This window comes from Verrucomicrobiales bacterium, from assembly GCA_016793885.1.
Taxonomy (GTDB): domain Bacteria; phylum Verrucomicrobiota; class Verrucomicrobiia; order Limisphaerales; family UBA11320; genus UBA11320.
The window spans coordinates 1-17,723 of record JAEUHE010000004.1 but is presented as its reverse complement, the minus strand read 5'-3'; the positions used below and the strand labels follow the sequence as shown (position 1 = coordinate 17,723).

At 57.8% G+C, this 17,723-nt stretch carries 9 protein-coding genes and 1 tRNA gene; 6 read left to right on the top strand and 4 right to left on the bottom strand.

Annotation, left to right across the window (positions count from 1 at the left end):
- The first annotated feature begins 134 nt into the window (after positions 1-134).
- The 4 genes from JNN07_00655 (at position 135) to JNN07_00640 (ending at position 9,187) form a co-directional block, all read left to right on the top strand.
- Complete coding sequence (locus JNN07_00655; protein ID MBL9166230.1) at positions 135-5,339, top strand: DUF1929 domain-containing protein; 5,205 nt, start codon at positions 135-137, stop codon at positions 5,337-5,339.
- 468 nt (positions 5,340-5,807) lie between these two features.
- Positions 5,808-7,352: a PAS domain S-box protein gene (locus JNN07_00650; GenBank protein ID MBL9166229.1), complete on the top strand. Its 1,545-nt coding sequence runs from the start codon at positions 5,808-5,810 to the stop codon at positions 7,350-7,352.
- Between the two features lie 12 nt (positions 7,353-7,364).
- The gene (locus tag JNN07_00645; protein ID MBL9166228.1) at positions 7,365-7,787 is read left to right on the top strand and encodes a response regulator; all 423 of its coding nucleotides are present in this window, start codon (positions 7,365-7,367) and stop codon (positions 7,785-7,787) included.
- A gap of 71 nt (positions 7,788-7,858) precedes the next feature.
- Positions 7,859-9,187, top strand: a complete 1,329-nt coding sequence (locus tag JNN07_00640) for a response regulator (protein MBL9166227.1) — start codon at positions 7,859-7,861, stop codon at positions 9,185-9,187.
- On the opposite strand, the gene JNN07_00635 is transcribed toward JNN07_00640, so the two are convergent.
- Positions 9,147-10,091, bottom strand: a complete 945-nt coding sequence (locus JNN07_00635) for a glutathione S-transferase family protein (GenBank protein MBL9166226.1) — start codon at positions 10,089-10,091, stop codon at positions 9,147-9,149. The genes JNN07_00640 and JNN07_00635 overlap by 41 nt on opposite strands.
- Before the next feature lie 1,390 nt (positions 10,092-11,481).
- Here JNN07_00635 and JNN07_00630 point away from each other — a divergent pair.
- Positions 11,482-14,073, top strand: coding sequence for an immunoglobulin domain-containing protein (locus tag JNN07_00630; GenBank protein ID MBL9166225.1), 2,592 nt, complete (start codon positions 11,482-11,484; stop codon positions 14,071-14,073).
- 355 nt (positions 14,074-14,428) lie between these two features.
- Positions 14,429-14,917 carry a hypothetical protein gene (locus JNN07_00625; protein MBL9166224.1) on the top strand — a complete coding sequence of 163 codons (489 nt, stop codon included), beginning with the start codon at positions 14,429-14,431 and terminating at the stop codon, positions 14,915-14,917.
- A 323-nt stretch (positions 14,918-15,240) separates the two neighbouring features.
- Here the strand turns inward: JNN07_00625 and JNN07_00620 are convergent, their stop codons facing one another.
- The 3 genes from JNN07_00620 to JNN07_00610 all read right to left on the bottom strand — a co-directional run bounded on the left by JNN07_00620 (position 15,241) and on the right by JNN07_00610 (position 17,249).
- The gene (locus JNN07_00620; GenBank protein ID MBL9166223.1) at positions 15,241-16,404 is read right to left on the bottom strand and encodes a protein DA1; all 1,164 of its coding nucleotides are present in this window, start codon (positions 16,402-16,404) and stop codon (positions 15,241-15,243) included.
- Positions 16,405-16,516: 112 nt separating this feature from the next.
- Complete coding sequence (locus JNN07_00615) at positions 16,517-17,077, bottom strand: hypothetical protein (GenBank protein ID MBL9166222.1); 561 nt, start codon at positions 17,075-17,077, stop codon at positions 16,517-16,519.
- Between the two features lie 96 nt (positions 17,078-17,173).
- Positions 17,174-17,249 (bottom strand) — tRNA-Phe (locus tag JNN07_00610).
- Positions 17,250-17,723 lie beyond the last annotated feature (474 nt).

Below are 17,723 nucleotides of genomic sequence, written 5' to 3'. Positions count from 1 at the left end.
TTGTCACCCCAGGCTGGGATGGTGTTGGGCCTTTGGCCCGCGGACTCCCACGCCACCGGTGTTCGGAGATTGCCAGGCGCGGATGGCTCTGATATGAGCCAGGACGGCCGCTGCGGCATCCTGAAAGAACTCCAATGAACCGCATCACTGCAAACCACGGTTGCTGTTCCCTCGATTTCGGCGTCGTATTGGCTTGTTATGTTGTCTTGCTCACACCCGCGTGGTTGTACGCTGACTTCGAAAGCCATGCCGAAGATGATCGTTTTGCCGCGGAGGTAGCGTCGTTGTTGCCCGCTGTTCCGCCTCCGCCGGCGCCCCCGCCACCACTTCCCACCCAGCGGATCGTGTTGGGAGACTGGAGTGCCGTCATCCGGTGGACGCCGCATATTCCTGTCTCGGTAGCGACTCTTCCGGACGGACGCATCCTCAGCTTTGCTTCGAATGAGAGGACCACTTTTCCTGACGGACCGGAGTTTACCTATGCCGCCACTTGGGATCCGGCCACCGGACGATTTGAGGAATACAATCATCCTTCGCATGATATGTTCTGCGGTGGGTTGGTGTTGTTACCCGACGGGCGGCTTTTAGTGAATGGCGGTCGGAGTGTGACAGTCCTGTCCAGTTTCTTTGATTGGCGGAGCAACACCTGGACGCCGCTTACGGACATGAACGACCGTCGCTGGTACAACACCACTGTGGCGCTACCCAGCGGTCAAGCGTTCACCGCCAGCGGCAGCGGAGGATCTAGCACCACTGAGCTTTGGGATGAGTCCGTTGGCTGGAGCCGTCTGCCGAGCATCGATTGGAACATCGTGTTAAGGGAGCCTGGATACATCAACATTTGGCATCCTTTTTTGGTTCTGGCGCCCAACGGCCGATTGTTGCACTTCGGGCCAACCCGCACCATGCATTGGATCGACTCCGATGGAGGGGGAGCCCTCACCACTGCGGGCGCGCGAGTGCCGGGAAGCCTGTATCCCAAGGAGGGCGTGTGGGCATTGTACGACGAGGGGAAGATCTTGGTGGCCGGCGGAGGGGTCAACACGACTCAAAATCCCAATGACACCACCACCGGAACCAGTTCGAGTTCTTCCTTCACCATCGACCTCAGCGCGACTCCCCCCACGGTTGCATCCAACGCCTCCATGGCCTTTCCCCGGCAATTTGCCAACTCGGTCCTCGTGCCCAACGGCGAGGTGATGGTATTCGGCGGCAACACCTCGGGACGTAAATTCAGCGACACGGGGTCGATCCTGACACCCGAGATCTGGAACCCTAGCACGAGGAGGTGGCGGCCCGCCGCCGACGCCTCGGTTCCCCGAAATTACCATTCGTTTGCGCTCTTGCTACCGGATGGTCGAATTCTGTCGGGTGGAGGTGGGCTGGCGGGAAACTCCGCGGACCATCGGGATGCGCAGATTTACACGCCCCCCAACTTGTTCAATCCGGATGGCAGCCTGGCGAGCCGTCCTCGGTTGGACACCGCTCCATTGAAGATCGGCGTCGCGACCACGTTCACGGTTTCCGGGACGCCTGGGATGAGCAAGTTCAGCTTCATCAAGCTGTCGGCCATGACCCACTCGGTGAACACCGATCTTCGTTATCTCTCGCTTCCGTTTGTGGAGTCGGCCCCCGGAGTCTACCACCTTACTGCCCGATCCAACCTCAACGTGATGACCCCAGGGTATTGGATGCTCTTCGGCCTCGATTCAGCGGGCGTCCATTCGATTTCCAAGATTGTTCAGGTAGATCCGAATCCGGCGGTTCACATTGGGTCGCTAGGGGATCAAAACTCGTCGGCGGGACGGGCAATCAACTTGCAACTCGTGGGCAGCGGTCCAGAAGGCAGCACTTTGACCTGGACGGCCGTCGGGCTTCCGAGCGGGCTTTCATTGAATCCGGGTACGGGGCTCATTACCGGTGTTCCAGCGGTGACTGCGTCGGCTCGTGTGACCGTTACTTTGACGGATGGAAACACGACGGATACGGCGGTCTTCCGGTGGGTGGTGGATCCCTTTCATCTGCACCGGCAGTTCGCCAACTTTGCTGATGCCACCGGACTCACCCTCAACGGTAAGGCCGCGATCCTCGGCTCGGTGCTCCAGCTCGCCACCAATGCCGCCCTTCAAGCGGGCTCTGCTTACCTTTCCTCGGCCATTCCCATGGGGGCCGACACCTCTTTTGCGACGCGCTGGGTTTTTCGCATTCACGGTGCGGCCGACGGTGCGGACGGGCTTGCGTTTGTGGTTCAGGGCAATGGCCCTGATGCTCTAGGCGGAACGGGTGGGAATTTGGCGTATCGCGGGGTGGAACGGAGCGTGGCAGTGGAGGTTGACAACCATCAGGGATCCGGAGATCCGAATGGCAATCATCTGGGTATCCTGCTGAATGGAGTCACCACGAATCATGTCGCGACTTGGACGCCGGGCTGGGATTTGGAGAATGAACAGAGCCACACCCTGTGGGTAACCTACGATGGACCCGCTCGGCGGCTTGAGGTGTATTTAGCTGAAGGCGTCGTTAGCCAGCGTCCGAGCACCTCGGTGATGACGGTTGAGGTCGATTTGCCGGCCACGGTTGGTGAGCAGGCGTGGTTCGGGTTTGCCGGAGCGACGGGGCGATTGACCAATCATCACGACATTGAGTCGTGGAGCCTTACGGTGAACACCCTGGCACCCCCCTCCCCACCGATCCTCATTCCGCCGTCCAGCCCCGTTACGGTGGTGGGTGCGCCGTTCGTCTTGCAGATGCAGGCATCCGACGTGAACGGCGACCCACTGCAATGGAGCGCCACTGACCTTCCCCCGGGATTCACGATCCATCCTGTTTCGGGATTGATCTCGGGTGCTGCGACGGCTTCGGGCCGTTACACGCCGATTATCAGCGTTTCGGACGGCAACACCCCTGCGGTCAGGGTCGAGCTGGCGTGGGAGGTCAAACCGACATTGACCTTGGATCCATTGGCCGGGCCGGCGATTCGTGTCAATACGGCGGCATCTCTGACCGCGCGAGCCAACGGGGGATTGAACGTGAAGTACAAGTGGGGCTTTGGGGATGGCACCCCCGACTCCGTTTTCTCGGATTCTCCTTCGGTGAGTCACACCTTCTCGACGCCCGGACGGTTCCTGGTCGTGGTCACCGCAAGAGACGACACGGGACGTCAGGTGACGGCCAGCTTTCGACAGGGCGTGTTTGGGTCGCCCACTGCCGGCCGTCCGGTGGCTTCCGCGAGTTTGCTGTATGAGGAACAGACTGGAGTGTCTCCGCGGCTGTGGGTTGTCAACCCTGACAACGATAGTGTTTCCATTTTTGATGTGCCGACTCGGTCCCGTCTCGCGGAGGTGCCGGTTGGAAGGGAACCGCGCACAGTTGCCCTCGGCCCGGATCGTCGCGTGTGGGTGGTGAACTCGGAGAGCGCCACGATCAGTGTCTTCAGGTCGGACTTTTCCTTGGTTCGCACGCTGGAGTTACCGGCGGGGTCCAGGCCCTTCGGCCTCGTGTTCGATCCCGGCGGTACGCGCGCCTATGTGGCTCTGGAATTGGGGGGGCAGATCCTGCAGCTTCGGCCCTCGACGGGAGAAGTGCTTGCTTCAGCGAGAGTGGGTTTGCATGTGCGGCATCTGTCGCTTTCGGCGGGGGCGACTCGCTTGTTGGCGACGCGCTTTATCACTCCACCTCAGCCGGGCGAGCAGACAGCTACACCTCAGTCCCGGGTGGGCGGCGTTTCCTTTGGCGGGCAGATGCTGGTTCTCCAGCCATCCAGCCTGGCCATCTTGGCCACGAACATTCTTCATCACAGCGAGCGACCGGACACTTCCAACTCGGCGCGAGGGGTTCCCAACTATCTTGGTGCCGCGGCCATTTCGCCGGACGGCTTGTCCGCTTGGATCCCATCGAAGCAGGACAACATCCTGCGTGGGATGTTGCGAAGCCGAACTCCGCTGACCCATGACATGACCCTGCGCAGCATCGTTTCCCGGGTGGTGATCGGGACGGGTGTGGAGGATTTGGCGGGTCGGGTGGACTTCGATAATGCGGGGATGGCCAGCGCCGCCGTCTTTGATCCGACCGGGCTGTTTCTCTTTGTGGCCCTTGAAGGAAGTCGGGAAGTTGCGGTGGTGGATGCCTGGAGCAAGCGAGAGATCCTTCGGTTCCCGGCGGGCCGCGCACCTCAGGGGGTGGTCCTGTCGCCTGACGGTTCGACCCTCTTTGCGCACAACTTCATGGACCGCACTGTTACCGTGCATGATGTGGCTGCACTTCAGAACGGAGCGGAACAGCCTCCGCCCGCGCCCGTCATCCTGGAGTGCGTCGGCGAGGAGAAACTTCCTTTGGCTGTTCTCCGCGGTAAGCAGTTGTTTTACGACGCCCGCGATGCCCGCCTGGCTTTCCAGCAGTACATGAGCTGTGCGAGCTGTCACAACGAAGGTGGGCAGGATGGTCGGACCTGGGATTTCACCCAATTTGGGGAAGGTCTTCGCAACACCATTGTTCTCCGAGGCCACGGCGGGACGGCGCAAGGTCCGTTGCACTGGACGGGAAACTTTGACGAGGTGCAGGATTTCGAAGGACAGATCCGAGGATTCGCCTTGGGCAGGGGGCTCATGGCGGACGCTGATTTTCATGGGGGTACCCGCTCTCAGTCGATGGGAGATCGCAAAGCCGGTCTGAGTGCTGACCTGGATGCCTTGGCGGCCTATTTGGAATCGCTGACGTCCCACGGAACCAGCCCCGAACGCAACTCGGGTGGGAGCCTGAGTGCTGCCGGCATCGCTGGACAAATGGTGTTTCAGCGGGAGGGATGCGCCAGCTGCCACGCTGGAAGCCAGATGACCGACAGTGCCATTGGGGTCGCCCATGACGTGGGAACCCTGAAGCCATCGAGCGGAGGCCGATTGGGATCGCCCCTGGCTGGCTTGGACACCCCGACTCTGCGCGGGCTGTGGTCGACTCCACCTTATTTGCATGATGGCTCGGCGGCGACCCTTGCCGATGCCGTGTTGGCCCATCGTGGAGTGAGCCTTTCGGCGACCGACCTAGCCAACCTCACCGCCTACCTGCGTCAGTTGGATGACCATCAAGAATTTCGACCCACTCTGCGGTTGGAATCGGATGGAACCTCCACCCTCAGTCTCCGGATTGATCTTCCGCTGGCGGATTTTAGTGCATGGACCCTTGAAGTCAGCTCCGACCTGTTGAATTGGAGGCGCCTGCCGTCCCCCTTTGAGGAAGAGCCCGCGATTCTGCCCGGGGCCGGAGGGGTGCAGATGCGGATCTCGAAGCTTTCGGGGGATGCCAAGGTTTTCTTTCGACTCCGGGTGGCCTCCCCGCTGCCGTGAGGTAAGATCCCTAAAAAAGCCCTGGCCATCAGCCGTGTAGGGGCAGGCAGTGACTTGTGCCTCTTGTTTCCGCTTTTTCATCGAGGGCATCCGTAGGTGAGTTCCTGGCTAAAATGGCTTCGATGGGTGGCGGTCTGCGGGTGGTTTCAACTCAACTCCTGCAGCTGGGTGGTCCCGCTCTTCTCTCCACGATAATACGGCAATCGTTGCGATGCTGGTCAATTAGCTTGCCAGTTTACTTCGAACTGAACATTTATTGTCATAGGCAGAGCAAGATTGGACTGGTCGATACGAGCTTTTTCTCGTGACCAGGGCGCAGGGGACTCTGCCAAACCAGGCTATGTATCATGAAGATGATATCGGCACAAAACGAGACCTTGGGTCTCCGCCGGAGGCGGAGAGCACTCATTCCAAGCTTGGGCAGGAGGCTAGGCGTGAGGACTGATGTTGGGAGGACCGATGGCAGGCATGCTTGAAAAACTGTTCTCTTCCGACGGTTTCATGCCGCATGGTCATTGCTATCTCTGGCAGCCTGGCATCCTTTCGCTTCACATCATTTCCGACCTGCTCATCACGCTGGCCTATTTCTCCATTCCGTTTACGCTGATTTACTTTATTCGCAGGAGGCGGGACCTCCCTTTCAACTGGATGTTTCTTTGCTTCGCGGTGTTTATCGTGGCCTGTGGCGCCACGCATCTGATGGAAGTGTGGAGCATCTGGTATCCAACGTATTGGTTGAGCGGAACCATTAAGGCGATCACGGCTTTGGCGTCGGTGCCCACCGCCGTCTTACTTGCCAGGCTGGTGCCGCATGCTTTGGCATTACCCAGTCCGTCCGAGCTGCGGGCCGCCCACGAAGCCTCCCAGCGAGAAATGGGAGAGCGGATGAAGGTGGAGGAAAAGTTCCGAAGCCTCTTGGAGGCGGCGCCTGATGGAATGGTGATCGTTGACGAAACGGGCAAGGTGGTGTTGGTCAACTCCCAAGCGGAACTTTTATTTGGCTACACAAGACAGGAATTGCTGGGGCAGCCCATCGAGATCTTGATACCGCAACGCTTCCGAGAACGTCATCCCGGATTCCGCGACGCTTTCTCGGCCGAGCCCCGAACCCGGGCCATGGGCGCGGGGCTTGAACTTCGAGGACTGCGCAAGGATGGGACAGAGTTTCCGGTGGAGATTAGCCTCAGCCCGCTCGACACCAGCGAAGGAAGGCTCGTCATGAGCGCGATTCGGGATATCACCTATCGTAAGCGTATTGAGCGAGACCTTCATCAACGGAATTTGGAACTGCAGAACGCAGCTGAGGCCAAGAACCGATTCCTCGCAAACATGTCGCATGAGTTGCGGACCCCGCTAAACGGCATCATCGGGTTCTCCGAATTCCTCGTGGACGAGAAACCTGGAAGCTTAAATTTGAAACAAAAAGAGTATCTGGGAGACGTGCTCCACAGCGCTGGCCATTTGCTCCAGCTCATCAATGATGTGCTGGATTTGGCGAAAATCGAAGCGGGCAAAATGGATGTGTCGCCGGAAACATTTCAAATTCGACAGGCGATCGATGAGGTTCGGGCGGTCATTCAAGGAGCGGCGCGCAAGAAGCAGGTCTCCACTGTTATGAACATCTCTCCGGAGCTGGGCGAGGTCAGGCTCGATCAGCAGAAGTTTAAGCAGGTGCTCTACAATCTTCTCTCCAATGGCGTGAAATTCAGCCAACCCGGCAGTGAAGTGGACATAACTGCAAGTGCACAAGAGGGTCGCGCGCTACGGATCGAGGTAACCGACCGTGGTATCGGGATCCGACGTGAGGATCTGGATCGACTTTTCAAAGAGTTCGAGCAGTTGGACGCGGGTGAGGGTCGCAGGTTCGAGGGAACTGGCTTGGGTCTGGCGCTTACGAAGCGATTAGTGGAGCTTCAGGGTGGCAGTATTAGCGTGGAAAGTCAGCCGGGTAAGGGAAGCACCTTCACCGTGCTGCTGCCCTTGAGCGCAGCCGACATGAACAGGAAGCCCTAAGCATTTTGTGCCATGAACACACGTCCCGAGATTCCTAGCGTCAAATCGACGATCCTCGTTGTTGACGACCATCCAACGAACCTGAAGCTCATCACTGAACTGCTCAGCTTCGAGGGCTATACAGTCTGTGGGGCGGTTGATGCGGAATCTGCGCTCGAACTCCTGACGAAGATGACTCCGGAACTCATTCTGATGGACATCGCACTTCCGGGCATGGATGGCCTGACCCTGACGCGCAAGTTGAAAGCCGAGGTGCTGCGTGTGCCTGTTTTCATCGTTGCGCTTACGGCGTTTGCAATGAAGGGAGATGAGCAGAAGGCGCTGGACGCAGGCTGTGATGCGTATATCTCCAAACCCATCGATACCCGTCGGATCCTTCCGCAGATCGCTGAGTTTATTGAACAGACCTGGCGGCGACGACAGCAGCTGTGCTAGGGAGCGATCCCGCTGAAGCCCAGGGCACTCGAGGGGTCCTGCTCGGCGCGGCTGCTGACAGTATAGCACGTATGAATATCCTTATTGTCGATGACCACGAAATAAGCCGCAAACTACTTCGCCTCAACTTGGAAGCGGAAGGTCACTCCGCGTTGCAGGCGGCCGATGGCGTTGAAGCCCTGCACGTCCTGGAAAATCAGCCGGTAGACGCGGTTGTTTCCGACATACTCATGCCCCGTATGGATGGGTACAGGCTCTGTCATGAGATTCGAAAAAGCCCTAAGTTAAAACGGCTCCCGTTCATCGTCTACACGAGTAGTCATACGTCTTCAGCCGATGAGAGACTGGCGCGTGAGGTTGGAGCCGATGAGTTCATCAGCAAGCCTAGTTCGATGCAGGCCATTCTGCATTCGCTGAATGTGATCACCACGACGGTCCGGCCCTCGGAGCCCGTGGCGGCTGGCCTGGGAGCTGATCTGCTGGTCATGAAGGAATACAGCGAGCTTCTGGTAGACAAGCTGGAGCAAGGCAACCTCGAATTGGAACGCTCGCGCGATCAGCTCCTTGATGCGAATGAAAAGCTGGTTCTCCGGACAACGGAGCTGGAGGAGGCGAAGCGTCAACTGCGCCAGATCAATTCGGATCTCGAGAAGCGCGTCATCGAGAGGACCGTGCAGCTCGAACATGCCAACCGTGAACTTGAGGCGTTCAACGCTTCCGTAGCGCATGACCTGCGTGCGCCCTTGCGCCATATCGATGCCTACGCGGAACTGTTGGGAGGTGACTCAACGTCCTTATTGAGCGTGGAGGGTCGAGGTTATTTGCAGCGTCTGAGGGAGTCGGTCAAGAACATGGGGCTCCTGATCGATGATCTGCTCGCGTTTTCCCGTTTAGGCTGTGTGCCGTTGCAGCCAGCCGTGTTCTCCTTGAACTCGCTCCTTGAAGAGGTTTTGGTCGAACTCAAAAGGGACACAGGTCATCGAAGAATCGAGTGGCGCATCGGCCAGATGCCAGAGGTGCTCGCGGACCGTGGACTCCTTAAGCAGGTCTGGGTGAACCTTCTCTCCAATGCTGTCAAGTACACGCGCCTCCGGGAGCTGGCGATCATCGACGTAAGCTGTGAGCCGCGGGGAAGTCACGAGCTGGAATTTATCATTGCGGACAACGGGGCTGGCTTTGATATGCGTTACGTCAGCAAGCTTTTCGGTCTCTTTCAGCGCCTTCATGCGGCTCGGGATTTCGATGGAACCGGAGTCGGCTTGGCTAATGTTCGTCGTATCGTGAATCGCCACGGCGGCCAGGTCTGGGCGGAGGGGGAACTGGGAGAAGGCGCAACCTTCCATTTCACCCTGCCCAATGTCAACAGGCCTCCATCGAGTTACGGCCATGTGGTTTCATGAGATCCAGCACCGGGCCGATCGGAACAATGCGGGTCGGGTTAATGTCCGGATGAGTGATGTAGTAATGACGCTTGATGTGATCGAAATTGACAGTCTCGGCTATGCCAGGCTGCTGATAGAGATCCATGAGGTAGGGCTGCAGGTTTTTATAGTCTATGATTCTTCGGACGTTGCATTTGAAGTGCCCATGGTAGACCGCATCAAATCGAATGAGCGTGCAAAAGAGCCTCCAATCCGCCTCCACGATCTGAGCGCCGAAGAGGAATCGTCGCGTGGCCAGGCGCTCGTCCAACGCGTCGAGGGCGGCAAAAAGCTTCCGGCATGGTTTCTCATAGGCAGCCTGGGTGGTCGCGAAACCCGCTTGATAGACTCCGATATTCACGGATTCGTAAAGGAAGGTCGAAAGCTTCGCCTGTTCGGCTTCAATGCCCTGGGGGAATAGATTGACCTGGCCGGAGCCCAAGGCGTCGAAGGTGTCGTTGAACATTCGGCAGATGTCATCCTCGGAGTTGTTGACGATCTGTCGAGACTGCTTGTCCCAAAGTACCGGGACAGTAACACGCCCCGCTACATTGGGATTGGAGGCGGCGTAGGCTTCGCTTAGGAAGTTGAAGCCATTGATGGGATCGCGACTATGTCCGGGTCCGTCCCGAAAAGCCCAGCCGCGCTCATCGCGAACAGGATCCACCACCGTCACCCCCACGGCTTGCTGAAGCCCTTTGACGTTGCGGACAATCAGCGTGCGACTCGCCCAGGGACAAGCGAGGGAGATATAAAGATGGTAGCGGCCGGCTTCCAGGGGGAAGGCGGAGCAGGCATCCGCAGCGACGAAATTTCGGAACGCGTCCTCCTGCCGCTGAAAACTGCCATCGGTTGATTCTTCTGAAGGAAATTGGGCGCTCATAGATGTTCAGGAAATCGGGGTTGGAGTGCTGGGGCGGTCTTGGTGAACGTATTGCCTCCAGGCCTGGGGTCAACTCGGCGCGCTCTCAGGATGAGCAGCTGGATTATCAAAGAACGGTGAATCTTCCTCCCCGACACGTTTCCATGTTTAACCAGGGATGGCTCGAGGGCGGCGTATCGGTGTCGTTCGCCGCTTCTATAAGCCATCCCTGGTCTAACCAGCTGGCTACTCTCGAGGCTCTTTCGTCATGTCATCGTTCTTGGGGGGACTCGGTTTCTTAGCGCCAAAAATGCGTTCGGAAATCGACGTCCAAAGGGGGGTGCCTAGCAGCAATGCTGCAAGTATCAGGAGTATCCAGGTCTCGTTTTTCATGTATCAAATGGAGTTGAGGTTGTTGACGGATGAGGTGCCTGTGCAATGAGGCGCAGGTAAGCAATCGCCCGCCGTCATTCGAATGTGAGTGCAGGTCTCTACGAGGAAGGCGTCCACTGAGCGCGTGAGCGATCGGGAGGGGGCGCGTGAGAGAGTGACCCGCAGGAACGTTAAGAAAGGAAAGACTAGCCAGGAGAAGGCGCTCGGGGGTGGAGCGCGGTCCGGAGAGTAAAATACCAGGTATTCGCGAACTCGGGTGGTGCGGAAATTTCGACCGCTGCGAACGACGCGGGTTTGCACTCCAAGGATCGGTGTTCCCATCGGACAGGCGACGAAAACTTGATACTATTCGGCAGCAGGCATTGCTGTTTGAGACTGGTTGACGCGATGCTGAGCTGGCGATGTGGAACCGTCTGTTGAGAGGTTTGGATCTCCTCGCGAGTCGAAACGGACAGCCTGTGGGTCAGGTGCGCTGAGGGGACGGCACGATCCGCGGCTGTTCCAAGGAAAAGCCAGCAGGCTGCGAAGAGAAGCAGCGATGTAAACCGGGCCAAGCGCACGACCTATTCAACTCTCGATCAGGCAAGCGTTCAACCTGAAAACGGTGTTGTAACCACGGATTTCACGGATCGCGCGGAGGGGCAAGGATTTGGATGGATCAGCTCATCACTCTGAGAGGGATTACGGTCTTCCGTTCAAACGTGGCTCAAACCCTTCCTGATATGTGTCGGACTTGGAGCTGAAGGAGCCAGAGTTCGAGACCTTGCAATCTTGTGTGGAGGCTCTCGGCGATTTCAGTTAGGGTCTGCGGTATATGGAGGGCCTTCATCACGAAGCACGCGTCGCCCGATGGATGGTTACTGCGACGCTACGTGGTAGTCGCTTTGTGATCACGAACAGTCTCGAGGAGAGTCATCTGTTTTTCAGGTTGAAGCCCCGTTAAGAGCGGCGAACAAGATGTGACCGACCTTTCACAACAGCTGCGAAGAGTGACGCACCAGGTCAGCTAAACTGAACGGTGAACCCGCCGATCGTGAGCAATGCTGCGACGGTGGTGGAAACCGGGAGTGCGTTTATGACTGCAAGCAATGGGCAGCTGAGTCAATCGAAACCTCAGCTCTGTTTCGACCTTTTCGGACTCCGCGAACGAGCCGGAGTTCCGATCGGCTGGACCTGCGTCTTCGCTCTATCGTTGATGTTCTCATCGGTCTGTCGGGCACAGGATCCGGTGCAGGTTTGGTTTCCTCTCAACGAGGGTGATGTCCGGAATTTTCAGTTCGCGGGTCAAAGCTTGCAGGAACAAGTAGCAATGAGCGGGTCCGCAGGAACTCGGCGGATTTTCAGCATCACTGAGGGCGGAACTGTCGCGCGGCTCTCGACAGGCGATGGGGTGTTGCGTCTGGAGTCCCTTACGGATTCCGGTTTCCTGATCGAATTCAGGCCCGGGCTTCAGATCTTGACGGCGGCAACTGCGCTGCGCGGGGGTTCTCTAATATCCAGCTCCCAATTGCTGGTGGGTGGCAGTCTTATCCCTGGGGGCGTGGTCTCACTCACTTCAACGATAGGCCTGATTGGCGGGGTCACTGTCCCGGCGGGTGATTTTGTGGATTGTCGAGAGTTGAAATGGGATCTTCGGGTGAGCGTTCCGGGGAGGACGGCGGCGTTGATCACGCAGGCATTCATTCTTGCTCCCCAAGTGGGACCCGTCCGAGAAGCAGCCATTGATGCGAATCAGAATTTTCTCGGCTGGTGGGATCTCGTGTCCGGAACAGTCGGTGGACTTGATGTGCGGACCCTCACCAATCGAATCTCCCCCAGCTTTAGCGAGCAACCCACCAACGAGACAGCTCTCGTCGGCCAGACCCTCGCCTTATCGGCGGTTGCGACGGGAAACCCGGCGCCAACTTATCAATGGCAACGGAAACCGGTGAGCCTATCGGTGTGGAGCAACGTTGTTGACAGTGAGGTTTTTGTGGGAGCGGCATCGCCTCAGTTAGTGTTGCCAAACACGACCACGAACCTGTCGGGCCACCAGTTTCGATGTGTGGCTTCGAACGCGTTAGGCAGCGTCACCAGCCGCGTCGCATCGGTTACCATCCTGGCCCTTCCTTCGTTGATCCAGCAGCCGACCAATCTTACGGTCATCGTCGGCAAGGCAGCCAGCTTCAGTGTCACTGCGGCCGGCACCCCGCCGCTGAGCTATCAATGGTCCAAGGGAGGAGTAAAGATCGCGGGAGCTACCAGTAAAACGTTTAGCATTGCGGTAACCAAGGCAACGGACGCTGCCGACTACTCGGTTGCTGTCACCAATGTGGCTGGGAGGATTACCAGCAGCAACGCCACGCTCACGGTCCTGGTGCCACCAACGATTACACAAGCTCCCACCAACCTCACCGTCATCCTAGGTCAGAGTGCCCTATTTACGGTGACGGCAACGGCCAATGCGCCGCTGAGCTATCAATGGCTCAAAGGCACGGTTCCCATCCCGGGAGCAACGGGTGCCAGTTACCTCATTCCGAGCGCTCAGGTAACGGACGCAGCCGGCTACTCCGTTGTGGTGACCAACGTGGCTGGAAAAGCGACCAGCACTAGCGTCACGTTAAAGGTGTTAGTCCCGCCTCAGCTGACCAGGCAGCCCACCAACCTCATCGTGAACCTAGGCAAGACCGCCAGCTTCAGTGTACTGGCGACCGGCACCGCACCTCTAAGTTATCAGTGGCTCAAAGGAGGTATCCGGATCACGGGAGCGACGTCGCAAACGTTTAGCATCGCAGCAGTGAAGGCGACGGATGTGGCCGACTACTCGGTGACCGTCACCAACCTGGCGGGCTCAGTGAGCAGCACCAACGCGAGCTTGACCGTGATCTTTCCCCCAACCCTCACGCAGGCACCTACGAATCTGACGGTGGTGGTCGGAGAAAGCGCTACTTTCAACGTCACCGCCACAGCGAATGCTCCGTTGAGCTATCAATGGCGCAAAGGCACCGCGAACATCCTCGGTGCGACAGGATCGGTCTACACACTCCCGGTCACCAAGACAACCGACGCAGGTTCCTACACGGTGGTCGTGAGCGATCGCGCTGGGAGTGTTACCAGCACGGCGGCAGTGCTTACCGTGAAGCCGGCGGTGTTGCCGGTGATTACCCAACAGCCCACCAACCAAATCGTGCCGCTCGGCCAGAGCGCCACCTTCGTCGTGGCGGTCAACTCCCGACCCAGCCCCACCTACCAGTGGTCCAAAAACAAAGTGGCACTTTCGGGGGCGACCAATGCTGGTTTCACCCTGCATGGGGTCTCGGCCTCCGATGCTGGATCCTATACCGTCCTGGTGAAAAACAGCGCAGGAGGCGTCCTCAGTGAGGCTGCGGAACTGGTGGTGGGTCCACCGATGCCCCTGGAGTTCATCAGTTCAGGGAGCCTGCTCCCGGATGGCTCCTTCCAAATTCAATGGATCGGAGGGCAGGGGATGATCACCGTCGAAGCTTCGGATGATTTGATGGACTGGCAGCCCGTCGCTCACGAAGAAGCAGCCCCCGGGTTCAGCACCTACGCGGATCCGGATGCCCGGGTAGCGTCGCAGCGATTCTATCGTTTGCGGAGTGAGCGGTAAGCTCAGCCTCCGGACGACGCCACAATTGTAGTGTGGGCCGTCTCGGCCTATCGGTGGGATGCCCAAGGGGACGGCCGAATATATCACACGAAGCCACAAAGCCACGAAGGGATCTGTTACTCATAACCGAGGGCCTTGTTAGCAGGGACTCCAGCATTAGCCGCAAGAAACGAAAGGAGACGAAAGAGGCGGACGGATACAGGGTGGGTGAGGGGCTAGGCTCAGAAATTCGTTCGTAGGGATCCGTCCTAAGGCCCTCAAGCCTTTGCGGATCTCTTTTGGTTCGCCAACCTACCGAAAACAGATAAATCTGTCCTCATCATCTGATGAAGAGTTCCTAGGATTCAAAGGTGCGATGTATATTGAAGTTTCTGAGGAGACGCGCAGGCAAGTTCGAGCCGGCATGTTGAGGCATCCGGCATGGTCGATGATCATCCTCTTCCTTTTGGGTGCCTTGCCGCTGGCGCCAGTGATTTACGCCACCTATCAAGAGTATCGGGCATTCCAGCGAAAGCGATTGTATGCGGTAGTGGAGGGTGTTGTCATCGACCGGTATCGCGCTCCCTTTCTTAAGGTCCTGGAGCGCCCCGTTTACGTCATCCAGCCCGAGAACGAACTGTTCACAGTCAAAGCCGTTCTCGCTCAAAACAAACTCTTCGACTTCCCTAGTCGCATCCAGTTCCACTTTTCGGGGGATCGAACGGAAGAAGTCAGGCTGGTTGGTGAGACCGACCCTCAGCGCATGCTGATTGTCGCTGGAATTCTGCCCTGCGGCCTCCCATTGATGGCTGGCGTCATCATGGTCTTTGAACTGAGACGCTCTCGGAGATCGGGAGTGGAATGAAGTTGGAGAGCTTGAACCTCGTCGTGCCTTTTTTCTTCCGCGTTATTTCGGGGGCAGGTTGGGTTTTGGTTACGAATACGGATGCCTTGCTTCCTGATTCCACATCCCCGCCCCGCGGTTGCACCAGGATTCTTGGACGCATGGACGCACTTGGCGTGAAAGTTACTCCATCGAGGAAAGCTCCATCGCCGGGTCGGTTGGGACTAAGGTCCGTCCTGGATTCAAATATCCACCGCAGCTTATGGATTGTCAGGCGCGTTGGGCAGCATGATCGGAGTCAGGATTCGACCGTTAACCCACCGCGACGTGGGCGAACCGTGGGGCTACGGCCCGCTCAACACGAGCTCCTGTTTCCGATTTGTGCCTTCCCACTGAACCACCACCGACTGGGCGTTAATGCTGAGACATTTGATGACCACGGAACTCTCCCCGATGCGCACCTTTGCCTGTTCTCCAACTCCCAGAGTTCGATTATTGATCAAGGCCAACGAGCTACGACCCGCGCGGCTGATTCCCTTGAGCACCAGCTGGTCAGGAACCGGTGGGGATGTTGCTGTGGGCGCGGAGGGTTGCGTCACCGTTGAAGGGATGGAGGAGATGGCTTCCTTCGGTTGATGGGGCTGGAGGGGCTTGACTCCTTCTCGGAGCACCAGCAGGCGATCCAGCTTGTCTGTGTTGAGGTAGGTGTCCGCACCATTGAGCACCCAGTCAATGGTCCGATGGAACGTATAACGGGTGTCGGCCTGAATAAACGCATCGATTTGTCCGCGGGAATAGTTGTTCTTCTCAATGCGCTTCACCTCATCGCCGACTGACCGGTCTAACATCACTTGGCGGGCGATGAACTCACAGAAGCCCTCACGAGCATCGGCGTGCAAAGCAGGAATTCTAGTGCCATGTTCATTGAGCCAGACATGGGCTCCTTCGTGGGCAGCGACGGCGGTAAACTGGGCCGTTCCGAGTCCTTTGAGGATGTAGATCTGGTGAACCCATTCGGTGGCGGAGGGTTTCCTGGAGATGGTGATGCCGAGCAATCCGTCTGCATCGGGGCTGTAGGGGCTGTCCCGGTGAGCGTTGATAAACTCCTTCTGGCTGACCACATGGATGCTTATCCCTTTATCGGGGACAGGCGCCCACTGGGCAAAAATGCGTTGCAGGTCAATTTTGACCCCGTCGAAAATCGGCCCCGCCTGAGCGTCATCCATGATGAGATCTTTGGAGTCGAGGCTGCAAAAGATCCGGCCGTCCCCAAGATCGGTATAGTTTTTGTCATAGATCGGCATGTTGCACAACGTGCACGTATGTTCCAGCTTGGAGCAGGTTTCACAAATGGACTTCTTCACATTGCGAACTTTGTCCTTCATGATCATGATATTGTCGCCGTCGGCGATGGCTCGCTGGCAAAGCTCGCAGTTTTGCTTCTTGGCATGACTGTCCGGGGCGCTTGCCAGGAGTAAGAGGATGGCTAATGCTGAGGTGCAGGTCATCCTGACGCGATTGAGTGATGTTTTGATTCGAGTCTCCACAAATGAGGTATCGGCGAAGGGGCCGATCACCTAAGGGATCACCTAAAAACAGATTCAAGGTTGTGCATCGTTTCTAAGGACAAACCCCCTCCCCCTGCGCGATCCTCGACCACAGAACCGTAACGGAGTTGATGCAGAGCCTACACCTCCGACTCCACATCCATCGCAGTCGTCTCGAGCACGCGCCGTAATTCGGATGGTGGAAATCCTTCACCAACCGGTTCACTTTGGTTTGTCCAGAAACTTGGGCAGCATGTAGGTCGTCTGGCCTGATGCATGCCTTGATGAACGGAAACGGGGTCGCTCGCAGATCGAAAAGGAGTAGCGTGCCGGTGTGCGGGATGTGGATTCCGGTCGGGCTCTGCTCCGTCCAGTTTTGAAATCGAGCGACTTCAACGGCTGGCGCCTCCTGTGCAAAACCATTCGCCCGCTGCTTGAGGAGGTATTCTCCCGACAGCAGGCTCAGGACGGGTTTGTCAGCTTGCGTAAGATCCTTGGTGACGAACACCCGCAACAAATGCGACTTGAATTGGCCGTCGGGCATGAAGACGCGCACGGGCTCGTTGGTGACTGCGAGTGCGACGGATGAACTTGTGACCCAGGCCACCAAAACCAGGAGGATCTTGTGAAGCATACGCGATGCTTACCGCACCTCCGAACGCATTTCAATGTTTCTGCCTGATCGTCTTCCGATGGTATCGATCCGCCGATCGATTGGGGTTTTTGAAAGTGGTGGCTGGAGACGGAATTGAACCGCCGACACGAGGATTTTCAGTCCTCTGCTCTACCAACTGAGCTATCCAGCCGCCAAGAAGAGCCCCCAATTAAAGGTTCTTTCGATCAAATGGCAAGGCTCTTTTTGGTCAAAATCAAAGGGTGTCAGGGGCTTCCGAATCCAGACCCTGCGGCGAGGCGCTTTTCTGTGGGGCGGCTGCCTTGAAATGGGGCACTCGGGTCTTTTGTGAGGGAGTTTATCACACAAAGCTACTAAGGCACGGCCGGACACGGAAGGCCCGAGTTTTAAACCGCGATGGACGCAATGGACGCGATGCGGAGCCGGGAGGGATGACGGAAATGGGACTGTTTCTACCCCTCAGAGGTCGCGGTCTTCCTTGGGGTTCGTGTGGGACCTTTGGCAGGGTGGATCGCTCATGGATTTGTGGCGTGGAGGAAAAGCGGTGTCGTGCCCTGAGCATTACCCACAAGTTCGGAGGGCTTCCTCCCTATCCCAACGGGATTGCGCCTCAAAGCCCAGGGTTGGGAGGAACGAGCTACCCTGG

What these genes read in the sequence shown, in the direction of transcription:
- JNN07_00620 (MBL9166223.1), bottom strand. Translation starts at nt 16,404, where the DNA reads ATGACCTGCACCTCAGCATTAGCCATCCTCTTACTCCTGGCAAGCGCC.
- JNN07_00645 (MBL9166228.1), top strand. Translation starts at nt 7,365, where the DNA reads ATGAACACACGTCCCGAGATTCCTAGCGTCAAATCGACGATCCTCGTT.
- JNN07_00625 (MBL9166224.1), top strand. Translation starts at nt 14,429, where the DNA reads ATGTATATTGAAGTTTCTGAGGAGACGCGCAGGCAAGTTCGAGCCGGC.
- JNN07_00615 (MBL9166222.1), bottom strand. Translation starts at nt 17,077, where the DNA reads ATGCTTCACAAGATCCTCCTGGTTTTGGTGGCCTGGGTCACAAGTTCA.
- JNN07_00650 (MBL9166229.1), top strand. Translation starts at nt 5,808, where the DNA reads ATGCTTGAAAAACTGTTCTCTTCCGACGGTTTCATGCCGCATGGTCAT.
- JNN07_00655 (MBL9166230.1), top strand. Translation starts at nt 135, where the DNA reads ATGAACCGCATCACTGCAAACCACGGTTGCTGTTCCCTCGATTTCGGC.
- JNN07_00635 (MBL9166226.1), bottom strand. Translation starts at nt 10,091, where the DNA reads ATGAGCGCCCAATTTCCTTCAGAAGAATCAACCGATGGCAGTTTTCAG.
- JNN07_00640 (MBL9166227.1), top strand. Translation starts at nt 7,859, where the DNA reads ATGAATATCCTTATTGTCGATGACCACGAAATAAGCCGCAAACTACTT.